The 23,286-nt window shown below is 48.9% G+C and carries 23 protein-coding genes and 1 tRNA gene; 14 read left to right on the forward strand and 10 right to left on the reverse strand.

Features of this window, described 5'->3' with window-relative positions:
• Positions 1 to 88: 88 nt before the first annotated feature.
• Positions 89 to 349: a glutaredoxin family protein gene (locus AACQ84_RS00900; RefSeq protein WP_012305817.1), complete on the reverse strand. Its 261-nt coding sequence runs from the start codon at positions 347 to 349 to the stop codon at positions 89 to 91.
• Positions 350 to 558: 209 nt separating this feature from the next.
• On the opposite strand from AACQ84_RS00900, the gene AACQ84_RS00905 reads away from it, so the two are divergent.
• On the forward strand, positions 559 to 753 hold the full coding sequence (locus AACQ84_RS00905) for a hypothetical protein (RefSeq protein WP_041443306.1): 195 nt from the start codon (positions 559 to 561) through the stop codon (positions 751 to 753).
• 117 nt (positions 754 to 870) lie between these two features.
• Here AACQ84_RS00905 and AACQ84_RS00910 read toward each other — a convergent pair whose 3' ends face one another.
• On the reverse strand, positions 871 to 1,407 hold the full coding sequence (locus tag AACQ84_RS00910; RefSeq protein WP_012305818.1) for a hypothetical protein: 537 nt from the start codon (positions 1,405 to 1,407) through the stop codon (positions 871 to 873).
• Positions 1,408 to 1,502: 95 nt separating this feature from the next.
• Here AACQ84_RS00910 and AACQ84_RS00915 point away from each other — a divergent pair, with 95 nt between their 5' ends.
• Positions 1,503 to 3,086, forward strand: coding sequence for a S8 family serine peptidase (locus AACQ84_RS00915; protein WP_012305819.1), 1,584 nt, complete (start codon positions 1,503 to 1,505; stop codon positions 3,084 to 3,086).
• A 44-nt stretch (positions 3,087 to 3,130) separates the two neighbouring features.
• On the opposite strand, the gene AACQ84_RS00920 is transcribed toward AACQ84_RS00915, so the two are convergent.
• The 5 genes from AACQ84_RS00920 to AACQ84_RS00940 form a co-directional block, all read right to left on the reverse strand.
• Positions 3,131 to 3,203, reverse strand: a tRNA-Thr gene (locus AACQ84_RS00920).
• Positions 3,204 to 3,263: 60 nt separating this feature from the next.
• Complete coding sequence (locus AACQ84_RS00925) at positions 3,264 to 4,460, reverse strand: glycosyltransferase (protein ID WP_012305820.1); 1,197 nt, start codon at positions 4,458 to 4,460, stop codon at positions 3,264 to 3,266.
• 187 nt (positions 4,461 to 4,647) lie between these two features.
• Complete coding sequence (locus AACQ84_RS00930) at positions 4,648 to 4,992, reverse strand: hypothetical protein (protein ID WP_012305821.1); 345 nt, start codon at positions 4,990 to 4,992, stop codon at positions 4,648 to 4,650.
• Between the two features lie 625 nt (positions 4,993 to 5,617).
• A complete protein-coding gene (locus tag AACQ84_RS00935) occupies positions 5,618 to 5,755 on the reverse strand; it encodes a chlorophyll a/b-binding protein (RefSeq protein WP_012305823.1) in 138 nt (45 codons plus the stop codon).
• 235 nt (positions 5,756 to 5,990) lie between these two features.
• On the reverse strand, positions 5,991 to 6,935 hold the full coding sequence (locus tag AACQ84_RS00940; RefSeq protein WP_012305824.1) for a PRC-barrel domain-containing protein: 945 nt from the start codon (positions 6,933 to 6,935) through the stop codon (positions 5,991 to 5,993).
• A 364-nt stretch (positions 6,936 to 7,299) separates the two neighbouring features.
• On the opposite strand from AACQ84_RS00940, the gene prfB reads away from it, so the two are divergent.
• From prfB to AACQ84_RS00955, 3 genes are all read left to right on the forward strand, one after another.
• Positions 7,300 to 8,413, forward strand: a protein-coding gene (gene prfB, locus AACQ84_RS00945; RefSeq protein WP_143589440.1) for a peptide chain release factor 2 whose coding sequence is annotated in 2 segments (ribosomal slippage) — positions 7,300 to 7,371 and positions 7,373 to 8,413 — 1,113 coding nt in all. Because the reading frame shifts where the segments join, the coding sequence is not laid out codon by codon here.
• A gap of 49 nt (positions 8,414 to 8,462) precedes the next feature.
• Positions 8,463 to 9,929: a hypothetical protein gene (locus AACQ84_RS00950; RefSeq protein WP_012305826.1), complete on the forward strand. Its 1,467-nt coding sequence runs from the start codon at positions 8,463 to 8,465 to the stop codon at positions 9,927 to 9,929.
• Between the two features lie 57 nt (positions 9,930 to 9,986).
• On the forward strand, positions 9,987 to 11,471 hold the full coding sequence (locus AACQ84_RS00955) for an Ig-like domain-containing protein (protein WP_041443308.1): 1,485 nt from the start codon (positions 9,987 to 9,989) through the stop codon (positions 11,469 to 11,471).
• 9 nt (positions 11,472 to 11,480) lie between these two features.
• On the opposite strand, the gene AACQ84_RS00960 is transcribed toward AACQ84_RS00955, so the two are convergent.
• The 3 genes from AACQ84_RS00960 to ureC all read right to left on the reverse strand — a co-directional run bounded on the left by AACQ84_RS00960 (position 11,481) and on the right by ureC (position 15,315).
• The gene (locus AACQ84_RS00960; protein ID WP_012305828.1) at positions 11,481 to 12,806 is read right to left on the reverse strand and encodes a PhoH family protein; all 1,326 of its coding nucleotides are present in this window, start codon (positions 12,804 to 12,806) and stop codon (positions 11,481 to 11,483) included.
• 128 nt (positions 12,807 to 12,934) lie between these two features.
• Complete coding sequence (locus tag AACQ84_RS00965) at positions 12,935 to 13,513, reverse strand: Uma2 family endonuclease (RefSeq protein WP_012305829.1); 579 nt, start codon at positions 13,511 to 13,513, stop codon at positions 12,935 to 12,937.
• A 92-nt stretch (positions 13,514 to 13,605) separates the two neighbouring features.
• Positions 13,606 to 15,315 (reverse strand): urease subunit alpha, encoded by a 1,710-nt coding sequence (gene ureC, locus AACQ84_RS00970; protein WP_012305830.1) that lies wholly within the window; start codon positions 15,313 to 15,315, stop codon positions 13,606 to 13,608.
• Between the two features lie 212 nt (positions 15,316 to 15,527).
• On the opposite strand from ureC, the gene hypE reads away from it, so the two are divergent.
• The 9 genes from hypE (at position 15,528) to hypA (ending at position 23,280) form a co-directional block, all read left to right on the forward strand.
• On the forward strand, positions 15,528 to 16,574 hold the full coding sequence (hypE, locus tag AACQ84_RS00975) for a hydrogenase expression/formation protein HypE (RefSeq protein WP_012305831.1): 1,047 nt from the start codon (positions 15,528 to 15,530) through the stop codon (positions 16,572 to 16,574).
• A 293-nt stretch (positions 16,575 to 16,867) separates the two neighbouring features.
• The gene (gene hoxE / locus AACQ84_RS00980) at positions 16,868 to 17,359 is read left to right on the forward strand and encodes a bidirectional hydrogenase complex protein HoxE (protein WP_012305832.1); all 492 of its coding nucleotides are present in this window, start codon (positions 16,868 to 16,870) and stop codon (positions 17,357 to 17,359) included.
• 57 nt (positions 17,360 to 17,416) lie between these two features.
• Complete coding sequence (gene nuoF, locus AACQ84_RS00985) at positions 17,417 to 19,021, forward strand: NADH-quinone oxidoreductase subunit NuoF (RefSeq protein ID WP_012305833.1); 1,605 nt, start codon at positions 17,417 to 17,419, stop codon at positions 19,019 to 19,021.
• Between the two features lie 60 nt (positions 19,022 to 19,081).
• On the forward strand, positions 19,082 to 19,798 hold the full coding sequence (gene hoxU, locus AACQ84_RS00990; protein ID WP_012305834.1) for a bidirectional hydrogenase complex protein HoxU: 717 nt from the start codon (positions 19,082 to 19,084) through the stop codon (positions 19,796 to 19,798).
• Positions 19,798 to 20,364 (forward strand): oxidoreductase, encoded by a 567-nt coding sequence (locus tag AACQ84_RS00995; RefSeq protein ID WP_012305835.1) that lies wholly within the window; start codon positions 19,798 to 19,800, stop codon positions 20,362 to 20,364. The genes hoxU and AACQ84_RS00995 overlap by 1 nt, the downstream gene beginning before the upstream one ends.
• A 23-nt stretch (positions 20,365 to 20,387) precedes the next feature.
• Positions 20,388 to 21,014, forward strand: a complete 627-nt coding sequence (locus AACQ84_RS01000; protein ID WP_012305836.1) for a CBS domain-containing protein — start codon at positions 20,388 to 20,390, stop codon at positions 21,012 to 21,014.
• A gap of 81 nt (positions 21,015 to 21,095) precedes the next feature.
• Positions 21,096 to 22,520 carry a Ni/Fe hydrogenase subunit alpha gene (locus AACQ84_RS01005; RefSeq protein WP_012305837.1) on the forward strand — a complete coding sequence of 475 codons (1,425 nt, stop codon included), beginning with the start codon at positions 21,096 to 21,098 and terminating at the stop codon, positions 22,518 to 22,520.
• Positions 22,520 to 22,951: a hydrogenase maturation protease gene (locus AACQ84_RS01010; RefSeq protein WP_012305838.1), complete on the forward strand. Its 432-nt coding sequence runs from the start codon at positions 22,520 to 22,522 to the stop codon at positions 22,949 to 22,951. The genes AACQ84_RS01005 and AACQ84_RS01010 overlap by 1 nt, the downstream gene beginning before the upstream one ends.
• A complete protein-coding gene (hypA, locus tag AACQ84_RS01015) occupies positions 22,939 to 23,280 on the forward strand; it encodes a hydrogenase maturation nickel metallochaperone HypA (protein WP_012305839.1) in 342 nt (113 codons plus the stop codon). Before AACQ84_RS01010 ends, hypA begins: the two co-directional genes overlap by 13 nt.
• Positions 23,281 to 23,286 lie beyond the last annotated feature (6 nt).

The following is a 23,286-nucleotide window of genomic DNA, read 5'->3' on the forward strand; positions in this document are numbered from 1 at the left end:
TCACGGACAAGTATTCTATCTTAGCGGCGATCGCCTTTTTCCTTAGGAGTCTCCTGGGAGATTGCCCCAAAAACCTGGGCAATAAAGTTTAAGCAAGATATCCGGCTAATTTTTCTTCGAGTTTAGCCACGGCCATGCGGGGCGGAAAACGGGGCAATTCTTTTTCCTGACCATTTTCGAGCAGACACAAAACCGGAATTTCGTACTGGTAGCGCGTAAACCACTGGGGATTTGTCGTAATGTCGCGCATTTCGAGTTGGAATTCTACCTGGGTCACCTGGGCCAATTTTTCGGCGAGGCCCTCACAGAGATGACAACCGGGTTTTGTGTAAAAAATAATTTGCTTCACAGTACGATCGGTAACAAAAACGTTTAAGAAAAGTAAAGATCCGATGAGAAATGTAGAGAATTTAGGGGGGGATTACATTATTGTTCCTGGCTATCCTTGATAATTTTTTTAGTATTTCAGCTTATTGACAAACTGAATTGATCTTACATCTAAGGAAATTGTGGCCTTGTTTCCGTGGGAAATCAGGTGGCAAAGCTAAAGCGAGAAGTATGGAATGTCAGCAAATGAATCCTTTATTAGAAACCATTGATCATGTATTTTCTTCAGGTACTTTAACCAAGCAGGATGCAAGGGTGATCAATCAATGGCTCTGGAAAACTCCTATGAGTGATGCTCTGTATCAAGCGTTAGACCAGTTGTTGCAAGGCATCGAAGCGGGTTATATCGCCGTACGTGGTACCTAAGAAACTAAAACAGTACGATTACATCAATTACAAAACCGTCGTGTCGAGGCGATCGCCACCCAAGCAAACGGGCAAAAAGAGAGAGCCCGGGTCAAGCGGCGATCTAAACGTCGTTTTTTAGAAGTTAGGCCGGGTAAATTCGCGACTGACAAAGCCAATTTCTAGCAGTTGTTGGTAGGCCTTTTCGCCGAGGTCGCTGGTGGGACTTTGGGAGCGAATCACCTGGATCAGGAGGGGCACTGCCAATTCGGGTTTTTCCTGGACACGGTGGACGAGGGCCAAACGGTAGGTGGCGGTGTCGCGCATTTCCCCAGCGGCGATCGCCGAACGTCGCTCTGTATCATAAACAGAATTGTCTAAACCTTGGAAACTATTGGCTAGATCTAGGTGAAAATTAGAAAGCTGATTATAAACTTGACGCGCTTCCTGGAGTTTAGAAACGGCAACCTCGTAATCTTTGGCGGAAATGGCGGCGATCGCCTCATCCATTACCTGGGAAGCCCCGGACATACTGAGAATGCTGCTCTGGAGGGGGCGGAGTTCGCTGCTACTCCCTTGGACAGCCTCAGGCTGCGCCGAAACGGATGGCATCATGGCCAAGGAACACCCCATTGCCAAACTAGCGAGTGGAATCAAACGGTCGATAAAATTCATAATGTTCGTCAAGTCTTGTTTTGACACAATAACAGTACTGATTATGTTGTACATCTTGATCCCACAGTGGGAACAGACAAGGAGAGCTTAGGCCTATGGCACGCCCAGGGGGGACACCACAGCAACAAGGTCTTATTTTACAACGGGGACATACGGAACTTTTACTTCATCAGTTAGAGGATCGCCTCCTGGTGGCATTTCGCAGTTCTGATGTGGATCTTCTCGATATTGTTCCAGGATTAATGTATCGTCCCTTACCATCGGGGCAGCCAGATATTTTATTCGAAGAAATTCTTGTACCGCCAGAGGATTTCGCCACCTCCTTGAGGGCCGCGTGTCAACATCCCGATATTCTCTTTGCTTACCCGGTTTATCAGCTAGCAGACTCGGCTGAGGGCTTTGTCTATCTGACCCAGCAAATCACCCTCCAATTCGCCCCGGAGGTTTCCCCAGCAGCCCAAAAAGCGATTGGCGATCGCCACCACCTTAAAAAAATTCGTCCCCTTCTGGGGGCCGATCAAACGTTTATTTATGAACTAACGGCGCAAACTGACTGCGATCCCCTCTGGTTAACCCAGATCCTCCAGCAAGATCCGGCGATCGCCCTCGCTGAACCCAATGTTTTATTGCCCCTCGCGGTGCGAGAAATGTCCTTGGCGACAAATCCCCAAAGCCGCCACTGGTACCTAGACGCCATTCAAATCCCCCAAGCTTGGCAAATGACCAAAGGCGATCGCCAAACAACCATTGCCGTGTTAGCCTCTGACCTCGATCTAGAAAATTCTGCCGAGCCAATCGCTGAAACAAGCGAAACTCCCTATGGTGCCATTCCAGAAATTCGGCCCACGACCTGGGGTAATACCATTGCCCAGTTGACGATCGATGTTGCCCCAGAATGCACCCTATTGCTCCTGCAACTGCCCCAGTACTTAGATGATGCACTCCTCGAAAAAGTCATCGAAGCGGCGATCGCCCAGGGGGCCGCAGTGATTCTTTTGGCTTGGCAACTGGCGATGATCAACGGGCCTCTCTCCCTGCGGCAAAGTTTAGCTCTCCACCGGGCTGCCACCCAGGGAAACCGGGGTCAAGGGTGTCTGTTGGTAACGGGAGCCGGGGATGCCAATCGCCCCTTAGCCGGAATCATTTATGAACGTCACTGGCCGAATCAACTTTTTCAGGGGCCGACCGCTTGGCTCGACGGGAAGGGTAATCATCCGGCAGTTGTGACCGTTAGTGGTTGTACTGAGGCGAATAAAAAAGCTAGCCATAGCAACTGGGGAGAGGCCGTTAGCCTTTGTGGGCCAACGAATCCAGGTACACCAACCCTTTGGCTACCAGAACAGGGCATGGTCGCGGTACCACCGGAAATTAGTGATGACTTGGGGGCCGAGATAGATCCGGTTGAAGCTTTAAATCAGCAGGGTAGCACCTTAGAAGCTGCCGCTTTAGTGGCGGGAGTCGCGGCATTGGTTTGGTCAGTAAATCCGAAGCTGACGGGGTGGGCCGTGCGGGAGATTTTACAAACCACAGCCGAAAAAATTGTCGATTTAAGCGGCGATCGCCAATTGCAGTTAACCTTGGGCACCTACGACGCCCAGGGCCATTCCCAATGGTTTGGTTACGGTCGTGTGAATGCCTTGGCAGCAGTTGTCTTAGCCCAGGGCAATCAGCCGGACTGACAGAACAACAGGCATTAACTATTTTGGCCATCGATTAATTTAAAAGCCAACAATGGGACTTGAACCCACGACCTACGCATTACGAATGCGTTGCTCTACCGACTGAGCTATGTTGGCGCTTTTGCGAGAATTTATTGTACTACATTTTTCTGCGGCGCTTGGGGAAAATTTTTTCGGTTATTGGTGCATGAGTTGGGCCAGCTTTTGCTTGAGGCGTTTGGCTTCGGCAGGATTTTGGGTCTCATGGAGGGCGATCGCCTGCTTAAAGAATTTCTGGCTTTCGGCGATTTGGCCAATGCGGAACAAAAGCGCGGCTAAATTTTGGTGCGCCCAGGGATTGAGAGGGTTTAATTTTAAGGATTTTTCGTAGGCGTCAATGGCTTCGCCCACCCGACCCAGAGCTTTGTAGGCCAAACCGAGATTGTAGTAGCCAGGGGCAAAGGTCGGATCGATTTTTAAGGTGATCTGATGTTGGGCGATCGCCGCATCTGGTTTGCCGAGGGTCTGTAAAAGCGCGCCGAGGTTGTGGTAAGCTCCAATTTTTAGCTTGTCTTGGAGGGGCTGCTCTCCGGCGAGTTGATAATGCTTGATCGCTTTTTCGGGTTCGTGGTTTTGGCGGAAAGCGTTACCCAGGTGGTAATGCAACTCATAGCGGAGGTTGGCGCTTTCGTTCGCGCTGTATTTCAAACCCTGCTTGAGAATCTTGAGGGCCTGTTTGGGTAAACCTTCACCCAAGTAAATGCCCCCCAACTTACTGCACACATAGGGATCATTGGGATGGCCTTCGTAATAGGCCTCCATCGCCAATTTAGCCCGGGTGCTCTTTTCTAATTTGGCGATCGCCGTCCGTTGATAGCCCGTATGGAAAATCGCCACCTGGGGTAACTCTGTGATCTGCCATTGGGGTTCTGTGGCCAACAAAGTTTGCACGCTGTCATCGATCATCGCGTGGTAGGGCCGCGAAAATTCTAAAGACGGGTGACGGCGAAATAACCGAGACACCAGGGAGTAGGGGGATTGACTCGCGCCAATTTCATAGCGGAGCAAATTGACCACCAAAGTATCCGGCTTGGCGATCGCCGCTTCGATGGCCGGAATTACCTTCGGGTTTAAGGTCTCATCCGCATCCAAAACTAAGACCCATTCTTTCGTCACCAGCTTAAGGGCTTCGTTCCGGGCCGCCGCAAAATCTTGATTCCAGTCGAAATGGCCCACCGTCGCGCCAAATTCCTTGGCGATCGCCACCGTTTCATCCGTTGAACCCGTATCGAGAATCGCGATTTCCCCCACGAGATCCTGCACACTCTTGAGACAATCCCCCAGGGCATCCGCTTCATTCTTAACGATCATGCACAAACTTAAGCGATCTTTCATGGCGGCCACTGGTTTACATCCCAAACTCAATACAACATTCAGGCAAATTGTACCGGAAAGTGCTTCACTCTCTTTTCCAATCGCTAGACAAAAAAATAAGGGAGTTACCTCCCCTTGGCGAATCTTGAAATTATTCAGCAAAAGCTAGTTAGTCAATTAACTGCTCAGCGCTACGCCTGTAAAATCTTTAAGCTAAGAGATTCACCGTAATGGCCGCACCAATTAATAGAACTCCCACAGCTAAGGCAATTACCCCTAGCATCGTGTAATCCAGTCGTCTCTGCGCCGAGGACTTTTCCTCTTCATAAACCTCAGGCGTTACCGCGTAATTATTGACTAAACCCTGCTCACTGACTGTATAACCAGCCGTTGTATCAACGCTTTTATCTGTTTCTTGTTTCGGGTCTGGGGTGAATTCGCCTTCCCGCGCTTTCCTTGCTGCGACTTCTGCTGGCACAAGCTCTTCACCACTACTAATATCTTCAGGTTTTAGGTTTTCAGGAACAGAAATATTTTGGGTATCCTTATCCATAAAATGAAATACCTCGCTTTCTTGCAATAAAGATTAAAATTGACGATTTTCCAAAGCTTTGAAGCTTATTTCAATTTTAATCGACACTTTCATTATAACAATTCAATAACAGGCCATCATCTATCGAACGTAAGAGATTAATGCCAATCAATAATATTTATTATTCTGCTTTTTTCTCTTTTAAGAAGAGTTACCTTGGTTTTTTTAAATAATTCTTAGGCTTGATTTAAATGACTCAAATAACTGACTTTCACTAACCTTAATCCGGTAGTTACCGTCGTGGAATCAAGCTACAAACAAACTTTCGTCGATCATTTGCCAAGTCGAGGTTGTGGAGGCAATCAAACTTTTGTACCGGAATTTTTTTGCCATTAATGCGTAATACAGCGCGATACTCCCAATAATACTTTGCACTGCGCTTCAGAGATACCAAACAAATTTGTTGTTCCCCATAAACACGGCATAACTCACCGTAGGCTGGTGCTGCCCACCAACAAAGCCCGATTAGAATAACGAAACAAATAACGCGCCCCATACTGCCCTAAACAAAAAAAAGCCGAATACCAACTATAGTATCCAGCCCTCGGAGATTGACAATGAAAATTGAAGAGGTTAGTGCAAAGACTTAGAGGAGACCGAAGAAGTGGAGTACCCCTTGACCTGTTGCTACTTCGAGAATGATCGCTGCGATGAAACCGATCATTGCCATGCGGCCGTTGAGGTTTTCAGCAGAAGCGGTGAAACCAAATTTCTTGTCGTCCATGATGGGTACCTATGTGAAGAAAATAAAATTGCTTGCTGGTATCAGCTTAACAAACTGTTACGTTGATCCGCCACAACTCTAGGGCCATGATTGTTTGATTTAAGTTTTGAAATTCATAAGCAAAAATTATATTTCGACCTAGATAACCGTGAAGCAGGAGAGCCAAACAGACAAAAAAGTAGCCGTAGGCTTGAAGCTACGGCCTTTGCAGTCAAGGGACAATCATGTTTGGTGGTTAGTAGCCAGATTCCTCTTCGTATTCGTATTCTTTCTTTTTCTCCGGAATGTTAACCGCCGGAGGTTGGTAGGGAGTTTCGTCAAGGGTGTCGTCGTCCCAAACGTCACCGGCGACGTCTTGGGGATAGCTAGGGGCTGGTTCTTCGTACTCATAGGCTGTGTCGTCGCCCCAGTTGCTACTTTCGTCGTAGTCGTCATAGCTCATGGCGCGGGCCTGCTGGCGTTGGGGTGGGGGTGGGGCGATCGCCTCTTCTTCCCACTCATCTTCCCAGGTGTTAATCGGTTGGCGCGTTTCCACAGGACGGGAAATCGGCTGCTGGAGGGGCACCCCAGTACCCAATTGATTTTCCGGGCGGGCAGTGGGCGCGTAGTAGATATCTTCTTGTTCTCGTTCCCAGGGAGGGCGACCAATGCCTAGGCGTTCGAGGAAACCCACACTAATTTGACTGAGGCGCTCCTCGGCCCCTTCAAAAACAATGAGTCGGTTAGGGCCGCTGCTCACGACTTCTTCAATGGGGAGTTCGTAGGTGCTGATCACCTGTTCTGGAATTTGGGGTAAGCCAATGGAAGCGATAATGATCGAAGAGACGGTGCCGCTCTCGAGGTCAAACTGAAAATCACGCACCCGGCCTAGGGGTTCACCCGCTTCCGTAATCACTTCACTGTTGATCAGAGGACTGTAAGCTTCGACATCCACATCAGCCAGTACATCCTCATCTTCAACGAGAATGACATCTCCGGTTTTGGTGATCGCCTCTAGATACATATATTTGGGCATTCCAGAGACCGAGAAAATACTATCCCGTAGCCCTAGGGAAACGACTTCGCGACGGTCAATGTCCACTAATACATCCTTGACAACCCCTAGGCGCGTCCCTCGGTTGCGGGTAATCACCTGGGTGTTAATGAATTCGTTGCGTAGGCGGATAGAATCAATGCTCATATTGTCTAAATTAATGGCGATGCGTTAGTGGAAACAGGAAAAATCAGCTTAAAGGTAACGGGGACATGTGAAGGTTCAGGGGAAACAGCACCGGAAAGTTCCGTACAATAGCAAAAGCAAAATGTTGAGAGAATTGATCTCGACTGTGCACCGTAGCCTAGTGGCAATTATTCAGCAGACTCTATCATTTCGGGGTATTCTTGACAACTTTTCCATTGCGTGGGTGGTTTTATTTTAGCGAATCGCGCCGGAAATTTGAGATGATCATTTTTTTCCAGCAAGGGATTTCGTTATAATTATCTGCCGATATTGCCGGCTGTCTCTGTACTTTTTGCGTATTTGCCACAACTTCCAAAGATCTATGGTGGAATTAACCGATTTAAAGCGTTTCCTCGAAACTGTCCAAGCGCACCTGGGGAAAACCCAGGACTATCTTTGACCTAAAAACCTTAGATGCGAAGATTTTTGACCTCGAACAACAGGCGGCCCAGCCAGAATTTTGGGAGGATCAACAAGGGGCCCAGGACATTCTCCAGGAGCTAACGGAGCTAAAGGGCACCGTGGCTCAGTATCAACAGTGGCAGGGTCAGTTTGAAGATGCGGCGGCGATCGCCGAATTATTGACCGAAGCAGAAGACCCGGCTCTCCTCACGGAAGCGATGGAAAACCTTGATGATCTCCAGAAGGAACTAAACCGCTGGGAACTGCAACAGATGCTCTCCGGGGAATATGACAACCTCGGTGCGGTGCTGACGATTAATGCCGGGGCTGGGGGCACCGATGCCCAGGACTGGGCGGAGATGCTGTTGCGAATGTACACCCGCTGGAGTGAAAAACAAGGCTATAAGGTACGGCTGGCAGAAATTTCCGAAGGGGACGAAGCGGGCTTAAAATCGGCCACCCTCGAAGTGACCGGGCGTTACGCCTTTGGTTATCTCAAGCATGAAAAAGGCACCCATCGTTTGGTGCGAATCTCGCCCTTTAATGCCAATGGCAAACGCCAAACCAGTTTTGCTGGGGTGGAAGTGATGCCCATTTTGGGAGACAATGCCGTTAAAGTCGATATTCCCGAAAAAGATTTAGAGATCACCACCTCCCGTGCAGGCGGTAAGGGGGGACAAAACGTCAATAAAGTCGAAACGGCGGTACGGATTGTCCATTTACCTACGGGGGTGGCTGTGCGCTGTACCCAAGAGCGATCGCAGTTACAAAACAAAGAAAAAGCCCTGGCGATCCTCAAGGCAAAATTATTAATCATTGCCCAGGAACAACGGGCCCAGGAAATCGCTGAAATTCGGGGAGATATGGTGGAGGCCGCCTGGGGAAATCAGATCCGGAACTATGTTTTTCACCCTTATCAAATGGTCAAGGATCTGCGCACCAACCACGAAACGACCGATGTGGATGGGGTCATGGATGGCGACCTCGATGCTTTTATTGAAGCTTCCCTGCGCCAGGACACCTGGGTGGGAGACTAGCACCGGGGAATGGGGAACGGTGAGCTAAAATGCAAGGTGGCAAAATTTCGTGGCTTCTTCAGTTTTGGATATTTTTCGCCTCAAACGCTTCGATCAAGTCGTCCTCGCTGCCCTTTTTAGCCTTACGTTAGCGGTGGCACTGCTGTGGGGATTTGGCGATCGCACCCTCACCCAAGTGCAGGCTTTCAGTTGGGAGGGGCAACAAATTGGGGTAGCAGACCAAAAATTTCAACTGTCCTTTAACCAGGCCCTCGATCCAGCCATCGTCACGGAAAATTTCACCATTGAACCACCCCTGGCAGGCCGTTGGAGTTGGGTCGGCAAAACATTTTTCTATAGCCTTGATGAACGCCCCATCTACGGCCAGGATTATCAATTCAAACTAGCTGCTCCTACCCCAGAAGCGGCAGAGAAGCCCAATATCGTGCCTTTCTTGAGTCGGGTAAAAAGTCGAGACCGGGCCTTTGCTTACATTGGCACCGACGGCACTGACCGGGGCCGCTTGATTTTGTATAACCTGACTCGCCAGGAAAAAAGTGTCCTCACCCCAGCCGACCTCATCGTTCTCAATTTGGATGTGTATCCTGAAGGCGATCGCCTATTATTTTCTGCCATTCCCCGGGGATCGGCCCAGGCTGAGATTGGCGACCAACAACTCTATACCGTGAGCACAGGCTTAAATTTCCAAGGCTCTACCGACAGCCCCCCACCTGCCGGGCGCATTCAGTCTGTCTTAACAGCCAAAGACTATCGCAATGGGGCCTTTCAACTTGCGGACAATGGAGAACGGATCATTATTCAGCGCACAAATCGAGAGAATCCCCGCGATCGCAGTTTGTGGGTCATCGAAGGCCAAGCCGAGCCCCGCGCCCTAGGGATTCCCGCCGATGACTTCCTCCTCGCCCCCAATGCCGAAGTTGTTGCCATTTCCCAACAAAATAAACTCTCCCTCGTGCCCCTGAACCGCAACGGTGGTGCCATCCAAGCCAAGGAAGAATTTACGAAGCTCCTCGCCTTTTCCCCCGACCAAACCCAACAAATCGCCCTCCAGCAGGCCAATGGCGTTTACTCTCTCCACCGCATCGACGCCCAGGGAGAAGCCACAGAAATTTTACGCACCCTCACGCCGATTATTGATTGTCGCTTTGAACCCCGCGCGGCGGAACTTTTGTATTGCCTCAAGCTGGATCGAAATGAAACCTCAGGCCAAGTGGTTGAGGAACCTTTTCTCAGTGCCTTGAATCTCAAAACAGGGGAAGAAACCGCCCTCCTCGCTTTACCGAATTACCGGGATGTGGGCCTGAGCATTGCTGCCGATGGGGTTGCCCTCCTCTTCGATCAGGTGGTCACGACTCCACCAACGCCCACCAGCGATCTGTTTACTTCCACGGGCCTGGCGGTGGAAGGGGGCCGACTCTGGCTATTGGCGCTCCCGGAGTTGGAGACAGATACAGAAATTCAGCCTGTTCCACCGGAATCTCTGCTGCCGGGCTATCAACCCCAGTGGATTCCTTAACGATTTTTTTGCTGCACTTTCCTTTTTTAATGGGAGCAATTAGCCCCCGTAGATCCTATGACCGTTTTGAAAACCATGACCCGCATTGATCGTCTTGCCCTCCTGTTGATTGTGATCTTTAGCCTGATGATCGGCATCGGTGTCGGCGGTGAGCAACTGTGTGGCGTGGATTGTCCGATTAATACCGGGCCGAGGGTGCGGGAATTTTCTTGGCAGGAACAACGCATTGGTGGTGATGATACGGCCTTTATTTTGACCTTCGACCGACCGATGGATGCGGTGGGGGTCGAGGACAATTTAGTTATTGATCCACCGCTCCCTGGCAAGACCAGTTGGGCGGGTAAACGCTTGGCCTATACGCTGTTGGCACCGGCTCCCTATGGCCAGGATTATCAATTAACCTTACGGGGGGCGCGGGAAAAATTTGCGGCTTCGGGAAATCTAGGCAAGACGATGCAGCCATTTTCCAGTAGTTTTCGCACCCGCGATCGCGCCCTGGCCTATGTGGGCACCGATGAGACACAGCAGGAAAAGGGACGGTTAATTTTATACAACTGGACAAAGGACGAGAAACGCATTTTAACGCCGCCGAATTTGGTGGTGCTGGACTTTCAGGTGTATCCGGAAGGGAAAGCAATTTTGTTTAGTGCGGTGGATCGGACGCGCCCAGCAGAAGGGATTCAGGATAGTCAACTTTATCGGGTAAGCACAGGCCTTGGAGAAGATGATGCGTCTGCGGATTTGGAACTGGTTTTAGATAATCGCACCTACCAAAATTTGCAATTTCAACTCGCAGCGGATGGGGAGGCGATCGCCGTGCAACGGGTCAAGCGGGATGATCCGGCGGACTTTGGGCTGTGGCTCGTGATGCCTGGGGAAGAACCGCAACCGTTGGGCTTGTCGGGGGGAGATTTTGCGATCGCCCCGGATGGGAAAACCATTGCTCTACCCCAGGGGAAAGGGATTGGTATTTTTTCCCTAGAAGATATCCAAGAAGAACCCCTCGACTTTTTGCCCCGTTTTGGTCAGGTGGTCACCTTTTCGCCCGATGGAACAACGGCGGTATTGGTGGATTTCAACAGTGATAATCCGGAGTTACGCTATCGGCGATCGCTTTATTTGGTCAATAGCCGCAACCAGGAGCAAAAATTACTGGATACGGACGGCTCGGTGCTAGATTGCGACTTTAACCCCACAGAAACCCAGCTTTATTGTTTACTGACAGAATTAATCCCTGGGGACGAATACCGGGAGCAACCCTATTTTGCCCAGATTGATCTCGAAACCCAGACAGTCTATCGCCTCGCCCAGTTGACCCAATACCAAGATATTGCCCTCAGCATGGCCCCCGATGGTCTGGGGTTGCTGTTTAGCCAGGTGGTGACGGACATTACCGACGTGGAAGAGCCTTTTTTCCGGACGGCATCCGGGGAGGCGATCGCCGGGGGGCAACTTTGGCTTATTGTTCCTGGTGAAACGCCTGACCAAACTCAGTTGGAGGCGCTACCCTTTGCGGGAGTCTATCCCCGTTGGCTGCCCTAGAGTTCGTCGCTAAAGCAGGATTGAGGCCCGTTCTGCCAATGGCGATCGTTCACCTTTGAGGAGGGTAATGTGACCGGCGATCGCCTCCTGTTTAAATTTTTCCACCACATAGGTCAGCCCATTACTGGACGCATCCACATAGGGATTATCAATCTGCTCCACATCCCCGGTGAGGATAATCTTGGTGCCTTCCCCCGCCCTGGTCAAAATGGTTTTTACCTCGTGGGGCGTTAAATTTTGCGCCTCATCAACGATCAAAATTTGTCGGGGAATCGTGCGGCCCCGGATGTAGGTCAAGGGTTCGATTTGCAACAAGCCTAATTCCATCAGTTCCTCGTAGCCGTGCCGCCAGTGGCGCGGTTTATCTTTCAGGTCTTGGGTATTGAAAATCAGATCTAAATTGTCGTAAAGGGGCTGCATCCAGGGGGTGAGTTTCTCTTTTATTTCCCCCGGCAGATAGCCCAAATCTTTGCCCATGGGCACAATGGGCCGTGAAATGAGCAGTTGATTATAAAGGCGTTCCCCGGCCACTTTCGCCACCCCAGCAGCGAGGGCCAAGAGAGTTTTACCTGTGCCCGCTTTCCCGACCAACGTCACCAGTTGAATCTCATCCTGTAGCAATAATTCCAGGGCAAATTTTTGTTCACGGTTGCGCGCTTGGATATTGGAAACCGGGGCTTTCGTTGCTTTATGGAGGGGCACCACCTGATGCTCGTCGCCGCGACAAATCCCCAGGGCAGTGTGGGTTGGCTTTAGGCGATCAACGAGGGTTACCGCCTGATTGGGAAAAAAGCTTTCGGGTAGGGTAATGGTTCCGTCTTGGTAAAATTTGGCGATCGCCTCTGCATCCACAAAAACTTCCGCCGTCCCCCCATAAAACTCATCGAGGTTGACCTTGCCCGTTTCATAATCTTCGGTGGTCAGACCTAAAACTCCGGCTTTAATGCGTAGGTTCGTGTCCTTACTGACGAGGACGACCGGACATTGACAATTATTTTGTTCCGTTAGGGCCACCGCCAAAATTTCATTATCGCCAGAATCCCCTGCCAATTCCGTCGGCAAAGTTTCGAGAATTTCTGGTTTACAGAGGGCGACCCGCAGCAAGCCTCCCTGATCGAGGGTGATTCCCTGCACCAAAGATCCCCCATGGCTGAGGGCATCAAGGGTACGGGAAACTTGTCGGGCATTGCGACCGATGGAATCGACTTGTTTCTTGAAACGGTCTAATTCTTCAATAATCGTGATCGGCAAGACCACTTCGTTATCCGCAAAGGACAGCATCGCCTTGGGATCATGGAGCAGGACATTCGTATCCAGGACAAAGACTTTTTTCATAGAGATCTGCCAGGGGATCAATAGCTCATAGTTCTATCGTCCTTTGTTTGATCCCGTCAGTGTTACCTTTGCAATAAAAATTCTTTTAGGGAGAACTGAGCTTATGGGTTAATAAAGTATTTAGGCAATTAATTCTCAACAAAGTTAACCCGTTTATATAATTCTGAAAGTTTAATTTCTAGCGCAGCAAACTTGAATTTGATAACAGCATTTTCCCCCATTAATTCAGTTAATAACCATTGGCGATCGCCTACCTTTTGATAAAGCTCTACCCGTGGGTAAGTCTGATCGATTAACAAATACTCTTGTAACTGGGGAATCGTGCGATAAAGGGCAAATTTTTGATTTTTATCAAATCCTTCGGTGGAGTTAGAAAGTACCTCAGCGATCATAGAGGGGTTGGTCACCGCCATTTGGCTCTCGTCTAGAAAAACTGGTGCGCCTTCAATCATCATCACATCAGGATAAAGATAACTAGCCACATCTGGTAACCAAAGACGCATATCACTGACGAAGATTTCGTATTGGCGATCGCTGATTTCAAACGGCAATAAGCGACTTAGATTTAAAGTCAAACGATTGTGATTTGCGGAAGCCCCTGCCATGGGAATAATTTTTCCTTGAATAAATTCATGTCTTAAGGCTGATCTCGCTTCCTGTTCGAGATAATCTTCTACCGTAAAAAGTTGAGGGACTGTAGAAATCATTATCGATCTCCGATTTCATTGAGCCGATAGACAGTTAACGTTGCTTTGAAGCCAATATTAAGAGTCTTTTTCTATTTTTAACAAGATGGTCTTTAAAATAAAAAGTAACGTTGGGCCATAGGTAAAACAGTGGCCGGTTCACAGACGAGCATTTCCCCATCGGCCCGCACATGGTAGGTTTCGGGATCTACCTCCATTCTAGGCAAGTAATCATTCAACTTCAGATCGCGCTTCGTCAGGTTACGGCAGTTGGCAACGGGTAAAACGGTTCTCTGGAGACCCAATCGCGTCGCCACATCCGCTTCCATGGCTGCTTGGGAAACAAAGGTGAAGGCGGTAGATTGCATTGATTTCCCAAAATTGGCGAACATTGGTCGCATGTGGATTGGTTGCGGCGTCGGGATGCTGGCATTGGGATCTCCCATCTGGGCATAGGCGATCGCCCCCCCTTTGATCACCAGTTCTGGTTTGACCCCAAAGAAAGCGGGTTTCCAGAGACAGAGATCGGCGTATTTTCCTTCCTCAATGGAGCCGACGTAATTGGAAATGCCGTGGGTGATCGCTGGGTTAATTGTGTATTTGGCAACGTAGCGTTTAATGCGAAAATTATCGTTCTCCCCAGTGTCCTGGGCCAGAGCGCCCCGTTGAACTTTCATCTTGTGGGCCGTCTGCCAGGTGCGAATAATTGTTTCCCCAACGCGCCCCATGGCCTGGGAATCTGAGGAAATCATGCTAAAGGCTCCCAGGTCATGCAAAATATCTTCGGCGGCAATGGTTTCCCGACGGATGCGCGACTCGGCAAAGGCGACATCTTCGAGGATACTGCGATCGAGGTGATGGCAAACCATCAACATATCCAGGTGTTCTTCTAGGGTGTTGAGGGTGTAGGGACGGGTCGGGTTTGTTGAAGACGGCAGCACATTCGCTTCACCACAAACTTTGATAATGTCCGGTGCGTGGCCGCCCCCAGCCCCCTCGGTGTGGTAGGTGTGGATGACACGATTTTTAAAGGCGGCGATCGTATCTTCCACAAAACCTGCTTCGTTTAGGGTGTCGGTGTGAATTGCGACTTGCACATCAAACTGATCGGCGACAGAAAGGCAATTGTCGATAGCGGCAGGGGTTGTACCCCAGTCTTCGTGGAGTTTGAGGCCGATCACCCCAGCTCTGACTTGTTCAATCAGTCCTTCTGGTTTGGCGCTATTGCCCTTCCCTGTAAATCCCAAATTTATTGGAAATCCTTCTGCGGCTTCGAGCATCCGAGAAATGTGCCATTCCCCAGGGGTGCAAGTGGTCGCGTTGGTACCGGTGGCGGGGCCAGTGCCGCCGCCGATCATTGTGGTAATCCCAGAGGCGATCGCCACCTCGATTTGCTGGGGGCAAATAAAATGCACATGGCTATCGATGCCCCCAGCAGTGAGAATATGTCCTTCACCGGCGATCGCCTCCGTGCCGGGGCCAATAATAATGTCGATATTGTCTTGGATGTCAGGGTTGCCAGCTTTGCCGATTTTGTAAATTTTGCCGTCTTTGATACCGACATCGGCCTTGACGATGCCCCACCAGTCGACGATCAGCGCATTGGTAATCACCGTATCTACCGCCCCATCAGCACGGGGAACGGCGGACTGTCCCATGCCATCGCGGATCACCTTCCCGCCACCAAATTTCACCTCGTCCCCATAGGTGGTGAAATCCTGTTCCACTTCCAGCCACAGTTCCGTATCTGCTAAACGCAGGCGATCGCCCACCGTGGGGCCATAGGTTTCTGCATAGGCACGGCGCGACATCCGGTAACTCATGGGGACTCCTTCTTGCGTTGAGGCTCAAATTCTCAGTCCAGATTACCCCATCTCCCAAGCCCCGAACCGTAGCTGAGACAACTTGTTAGATCAGCGATATTTCACTCGCAAACTTCAGGATTTGAACTTTCATTACCCAAAGTGATGGCGGGGTTCTTTTTCCCTTGGGGAGGCGCTACCTTAAACGAAAAAATAACAAGCAATACGCCCCCATGGATTTAACCTGCCCGCTTCCCTTACAAAATACTTCCCATGTACTGTTAGCCCATGGCGGCGGTGGCAAACTGATGCAAGACCTCATCGACAAAATGTTTGCCACGGCCTTTGGTGAGCCTTGCACGAGCCATGATGCAGCGGCCTTACCAGTATCGACGGAGAAACTCGCGTTTACGACGGATTCCTATGTGGTGCAGCCCCTCTTTTTTCCGGGGGGAGACATTGGCAAATTAGCGATTTACGGCACGGTGAATGATCTGGCGATGGCGGGAGCGCGGCCCCTGTACCTTAGTGTGGGCTTCATTTTAGAAGAAGGCTTGCCCTTAGAAACCCTCTGGCAGGTGGTGGTCTCGATGCAGCAGGCGGCCCAGGTCGTCGGCGTACAGATCGTCACGGGGGATACGAAGGTGGTGGAGCGGGGTAAGGGAGATGGTCTGTTTATCAACACATCAGGCATTGGCATTATTGAATCTAGGCTTAATATTCAACCAAAGGCGATCGCCCCTGGGGATACGATTTTAGTCAGCGGAGATCTCGGTCGCCATGGCATCGCGATTATGGCCCAGCGGGAGGGGTTAGCCTTTGAAAGTCCCATTGAAAGTGACTGTGCCCCCTTGGTGGAGCCGGTACAGGATTTGTTAAAAGCAGGAATTGAGATTCATTGTTTACGGGATATCACGCGGGGTGGGCTAGGGGCGGTCTTGAATGAGTTGGCGATCGCCGCTGGATATCAGTTTAAAGTCCATGGCAATCAAATTCCTGTAATCGAAGCGGTGCGCGGGGCCTGTGAAATTTTTGGCTTTGACCCGGTACACATTGCCAATGAGGGCCGCTTTGTGGCGATTTTGCCAGAGGCGAGGGCGGCTGAAGGCTTGGCTCTTTTGCAGCATTACAATGCCAACGCCCGCCAAATTGGTCTCGTGACGACCCAAAACTGTGGGGAACAACATTTGGCGATCGCCCCCGTGGTTGTAGAAAATGATCTGGGGGTAACACGCATTTTAGAACGTCTGAGTGGTGAACAATTACCGCGAATTTGTTAAGTATTTTTTGTACATTGATTAAAATTATGAGCTGCCAATTTTTTCCGGAATTAAACAACAAAATAATTGTTTTATAGCGCGATCAAATTTATATTAATTCGCAAAAAGCTGGTGCTGATTTTTGTACAATCAAGGTTCGTTTGTAAGACTTAACATTTTAGAGAAAAAGCTTAAATTTTTCTGTAGAATTCTGAGGTTTCAAGGCGTTTAATTGATCCTTGGGATTAATCCTTTTTAAGATGAAAGCAAAGGCGATCGCCGCCTGATTTTTACTGTCATTTGAGACGATTACCATGGCCATTTCCCATGCGGTTCCTGCGGATAAACGTTTTCGGGTGCTGGAAGTCGCCATGAAACGGAATCAATATCGCCAAGATACCCTGATTGAGATTCTGCACAAGGCCCAGGAAGTCTTTGGTTACCTCGAAGATGAGGTACTTGAATACGTGGCGCGGGGATTGAAACTGCCCCTCAGCCGGGTGTATGGGGTGGCGACGTTTTATCATTTATTTTCTTTAAAGCCGAAAGGAAAACATACTTGTGTCGTGTGTTTGGGGACGGCGTGCTATGTGAAAGGCTCCCAAGAACTCCTCGATAAAATTGATGAAACTCTCCACATTAAACCCGGGGAAACAACCCCTGATGATCAAATTTCTTTGGTTACGGCGCGCTGTATTGGGGCCTGTGGGATTGCGCCAGCGGTAGTTTATGACGATGAGGTGTGCGGCAAACAGAACGCTGATCAGGTGATGGCAAGGTTGCGGCAGTTGTCTGAAGGAAGTTGACAGGTATCAGGGATCAGAATTTCGGTGTTTGATTTGTAGTCAGGATTTGCGGGAAAGATGACGGATTTAGCGGAATTGTTTGAAATTGCGGAAGCGGAACAGGACAGCCACACAAAAATTCAGATTCGCTGTTGTACGGCGGCGGGTTGTATGTCCTCCGGCAGTTTGGCGGTGAAGGAGGAACTGGAAAAACAGATTAAGGAAAAAAATTTGGGTGATCGCCTGGAGGTGGTTCCCGTCGGTTGTATGAAACTCTGTGGCTTTGCGCCGTTGGTGGATGTGAGCGATGAGACTTGTTTCCAGCAGGTGATGCCAGAAGTTGCCCCAGAGATCGTCGATGTAGCATTGGGGGAAACGCCCTCGGATAAGCTGGAAATTTGCGATCGCCAAGCGCCATTTTTCACGTTACAAAAACCCGTGGTGCTGGAAAATAGCGGCAAAATTGACCCCGAACGGATTGAAGCGTACATTGCGCGGGGCGGCTATCGGTCATTGCACCAAGTGCTCGAAGATCTGACCCCGATGGCGGTGGTGGAAGAAATTACCCAGAGCGGCCTACGGGGGCGTGGCGGCGGCGGCTATCCCACGGGATTGAAATGGGCGACCGTCGCGAAAATGCCGGGGGATCAAAAATATGTCGTCTGTAACGCCGACGAAGGGGATCCGGGGGCATTTATGGATCGGGCGGTGCTCGAAAGTGACCCCCACCGGGTTCTCGAAGGGATGGCGATCGCCGGCTATGCCGTGGGCGCAAACCACGGATATATTTACATTCGGGCAGAATATCCCCTCGCGATCCAACGCCTCGAAAAAGCAATCAAACAAGCCAAAAGTAAGGGTTTACTCGGTAGCCAGATTTTTAATTCCCCCTTCAATTTCACCATCGACATCCGCATTGGCGCAGGGGCATTCGTTTGTGGCGAAGAAACCGCCCTAATTGCCTCCATCGAAGGCGGACGGGGAACCCCCAGACCCAGACCCCCCTACCCCGCCCAGTCCGGACTGTGGGGACATCCCACCCTAATCAACAACGTTGAAACCTACGCCAACATCGTCCCGATCATCCGTGAAGGGGCAGACTGGTTTAGCAGCATCGGCACCGAAAAAAGCAAAGGCACAAAAGTCTTTGCCCTCACCGGAAAAGTGAAAAATAATGGCTTGATCGAAGTGCCGATGGGAACCCCCGTCCGGCAAATTGTCGAGCAAATGGGCGGTGGCATCCCCGACAGTGGCACAGTCAAATCTGTCCAAACCGGAGGGCCCTCTGGCGGTTGTATTCCGGCGGACTACCTTGATACGCCCATCGAATATGATTCTTTGATCAAACTCGGCACAATGATGGGTTCCGGCGGCATGATCGTTATGGACGAAGCCACTAACATGGTTGATGTGGCGAAGTTTTACATGGAATTTTGCCAGTGCGAATCCTGCGGTAAATGTATCCCCTGCCGTGCCGGAACGGTGCAGATGTCGGGACTGTTAAGCAAAATGCTCAAGGGACAGGCTGAACCCAAGGACATTGAACTGCTCGAACAACTTTGTCACATGGTCAAGGAAGCAAGTTTATGTGGGTTAGGACAGAGTGCGCCCAATCCAATTTTGAGTACCCTGCGCTATTTCCGCGCGGAATATGATGCCCTCGTGGGGAGTAACGCCGATTAAATTTTTTTTTAATTCCCATGCAGTCCTTACAGAGAGAACCTTAAGCAAAATCGCAAAACTATGGCAGTTAAAACTTTAACGATAAATGATCAGCTAATCAGCGCCCGCGCTGGGGAAACGATCCTTGAAGCCGCCCGTGATGCAGGGATTCACATTCCGACCCTGTGCCATCTGGAGGGGGTGTCCGATGTGGGAGCTTGTCGCCTCTGTCTCGTGGAAATTGAGGGGAGTAATAAACTCCAGCCCGCCTGTGTGACGGAGGTGATGGAGGGAATGGTCGTCCAGACCCACACAGAAAAATTAGAAGAATATCGTCGGATGACGGTGGAATTGCTCTTCGCGGAAGGGAACCATGTTTGTGCGGTCTGTGTGGCGAATGGTAATTGTGAGTTACAGGATATGGCGGTAGAGGTGGGGATGGATCATTCGCGCTTTCCGTACCAATATCCAAAGCGGGAAGTGGATATTTCCCACAAGCAATTTGGCATTGACCATAACCGTTGCATCCTCTGTACCCGCTGTGTTCGGGTCTGTGATGAGATCGAGGGGGCACACGTCTGGGATGTATCCAATCGGGGCGGTGAATCAAAAATTGTCTCCGGTTTAAATCAGCCTTGGGGGGCGGTGGATGCCTGTACGAGTTGTGGCAAATGTGTGGATGCTTGTCCAACGGGATCGATTTTCCGCAAGGGAGCCACCGTAGGCAGTAAACTCGGCGATCGCCAAAAACTTGAATTTTTAATTACCGCACGCACCAAAGGAGAGTGGACAAGATAATGGCGCAAGAAACCCAACAAAAAATTCGATTTGCAACAATTTGGTTGGCGGGTTGTTCCGGTTGCCACATGTCTTTTTTAGACCTCGATGAATTTTTAATTGAGTTGATAAAATATGTGGATGTGGTCTTTAGTCCCGTCGGTTCCGATGTCAAAGATTACCCTAAAAATGTCGATGTTTGTCTCATTGAAGGGGCTGTTGCTAACCAAGAAAATTTGGAATTGTTAGAAAAAGTTCGCCAAAATACAAAGCTATTAATTGCCTTTGGGGACTGTGCTGTAACGACCAATGTTACAGGAATTCGCAATCAAAAGGGAGATGCCCAAACCATTTTAGAACGAGGCTATAAAGAACTCACCGAAGAACACCGATTACCCCAACAAATTACCGGAGGAATTTTGCCGCCTTTATTACCCAGAGTTTTGCCCATCCATGAAGTCGTTGATATCGATTTATTTCTCCCCGGTTGCCCCCCCGATGCCGACCGAATTAAAGCGGCGATCGCCCCCTTATTAGAAGGAAAATTGCCGGAAATGGAAGGACGAGAAATGATCAAATTCGGCTAGATTTTATGTCCCAAACATTTGCCATGCTGACTGCCGCCGATATCATGAATCCCAATGTGGTGACGATCAAAGGTTTAGCGACCATTGCCAGTGCCACCCAATGTATGCGGGTGAATAAAACCCGTGTATTAATAGTTGATCGTCGCCATGTTCACGATGCCTACGGCATTTTGACCGCCACCGATATCGTCAGTAAAGTGATCGCCTATGGTCGTGATCCAAGGGCAATACGGGTCTATGAAATTATGACCAAACCTTGTATTTTCGTGAGTCCTGATCTGGCGGTTGAATATGTTGCCCGCCTATTTAGTCAATGGAATTTGCACAGTGCCCCCGTCATGACTGACAAACTTTTAGGGATAATTACCGTTGAAGATTTAATTAGCAAAAGTGATTTTTTAGAACGTCCCAAAGAACTATTATTTGCCGCAGAAATGCAAGCCGCAATTCAAAAGACAAAATTAATCTGTCAAGAAAAAGGACATGATTCGAGTGATTGTATTCAAGCATGGGCAATGGTGGAAGAACTACAAGCTAAAACCGCCTACCAACAATCTACAAAAGTAGATAAAACCGCCCTTGAAGAATATTTAGAAAAAAATCCAGAAGCCATCGATCATTTAATGGTTGATAATTGGTGTAGTGGTTAACAGTCATAATTCGTTAAAATAAAAACTATTTTAATCAACACATTTTTAGCGTTCGTTTGAAAAATCATCTAGGAGTAAAAAATGTCTAAAACAATCATTATTGATCCCATGACTCGCATCGAAGGACATGCCAAAATTTCCATTTATCTAGATGATCAAGGAGAAGTGCATGAAGCACGTTTTCATGTCGGGGAATTTCGGGGGTTTGAGAAATTTTGTGAAGGTCGTCCTTTCTGGGAAATGCCTGCCTTAACGTCCCGAATCTGTGGTATTTGTCCCGTCAGTCATCTAATTGCATCCTCAAAAACAGGCGATCAATTATTAGCTGTAAAGATTCCTGTTGGGGCAGGAAAATTACGGCGAATGATTAATCTTGCCCAGATCACTCAATCCCATGCCCTCAGTTTTTTCCACCTTAGTAGTCCTGATTTAATCTTTGGTTGGGACAGTGATCCGAAGACGAGAAATGTATTTGGTTTAATTGCCGCTGATCCTGATTTAGCACGGGGTGGAATTCGTCTGAGAAAATTTGGACAGGACATTATTAAAATCCTTGGGAGCCAAAAAGTTCACCCCGCTTGGTCAATCCCCGGTGGCGTGCGATCGCCGTTAACAAAAGAAGGACAAACTTATATTAAAGAGGGTTTGCCGGAAGCAAAAAATACCGTTAAAAATGCCCTGAGTTTATTTAAAAAAATTCTTGACTCCCATCAGGAAGAAGTGACAGTTTTCGGTAATTTTCCGAGTCTTTATCTGGGTTTAATAGGCGAGTCCGGCGCATGGGAACATTATGGCGGCATTTTGCGGATGATCGATAGCCACGGCAATATTGTGGGCGATCGCCTTGATCCGAACAATTACCATGAATTTCTGGGGGAAAAATTACAGGAAGATTCCTACTTAAAATCCCCTTACTATAAGCTTTTTGGGGAGACAGGGGTATATCGCGTCGGGCCTTTAGCACGGTTAAATATTTGCGAACATTTTGGCACCGAAGCCGCCGATCAAGAACTCATTGAATATCGGCAACGACACGGCAGAATTGTCCAAGCTTCCTTTGTTTATCACCACGCGAGACTCATTGAAATATTAGGTTCCCTCGAAAGAATTGAGCGGATGATCGATGATCCAGATCTTTTTTCTAACCGTTTGCAAGCAGAGGCAGGGGTTAATCAAACCGAAGCCGTTGGCGTGAGTGAGGCACCACGAGGAACCCTTTTTCATCATTATCAAGTGGATGAAAATGGACTGCTCAAAAAGATAAATTTAGTGATTGCGACAGGACAAAATAACTTTGCTATTAACCGCACCGTGACCCAAATTGCCAAGCATTATATTCATGGTGAAACTGTTGCAGAAGGCATTTTAAATCGAGTGGAGGCTGGGGTGAGAAATTATGATCCTTGTTTAAGTTGTTCGACCCATGCCGCCGGACAAATGCCGATGATTTTACAATTAATTTCCCCTGATGGTTCCATTGTCAAAGAAATTCGTCGTGATAGTTAATGAAACAAACTTTAATGATTGGTTACGGCAATACATTACGTTCTGATGATGGGGCAGGACAAAAGGTTGCGGAAGCTTTTTTTGATCAGGAAAATATAACGGCGATCGCTACCCATCAACTCACCCCTGAATTAGTAGAAGATTTGGTACAAGTGGAGCAGGTTTACTTTATCGATGCGGCTCCCATTGAGACTGTAACGATTAAACCTATTCAACGGAGAGATAATGAACACAATTTTGGACATTTTATTGACCCCAAAAGCCTTCTGAATTTAGCTCAAGAAATTTATCATTATGCGCCCGATGCTTACTTGGTTTTAATCCCTGCTCAAGATTTTAAACTGGGAGAAAACTATTCTGAAATAACCCAAAAAGCAATCGAAACAGCGATTCATCTTTTGCAAGAACGACTCACACCATGCATGAAGTAGCCATTATGACAGAAACCGTGGCGATCGCCAATGCAGCAGCAGAGCGACAAAATGCCACAAAAATTGTAGGTTTAACCATGCGAATTGGTGCAATCAGTGGTGTCGTTCCTGAAGCCCTGAGTTTTGCCTTTGAAGCGGTGGCAGGCGGAACCCTTGCCGAACAGGCTCAACTAATCATTGAAACGGTTCCTGTGACCTGTTATTGTGCCCAATGCGATCGCCCCTTTACACCCCCTGATTTATTTTATGAATGTCCGTTATGTAGTAGTTTAAGTCAACATATTTTAAGTGGTAAAGAAGTCGAATTAAAATCCTTAGAGGTGATTTAAATTATG

This window comes from Picosynechococcus sp. PCC 7002 (assembly GCF_963860125.1).
GTDB lineage: Bacteria > Cyanobacteriota > Cyanobacteriia > Cyanobacteriales > MRBY01 > MRBY01.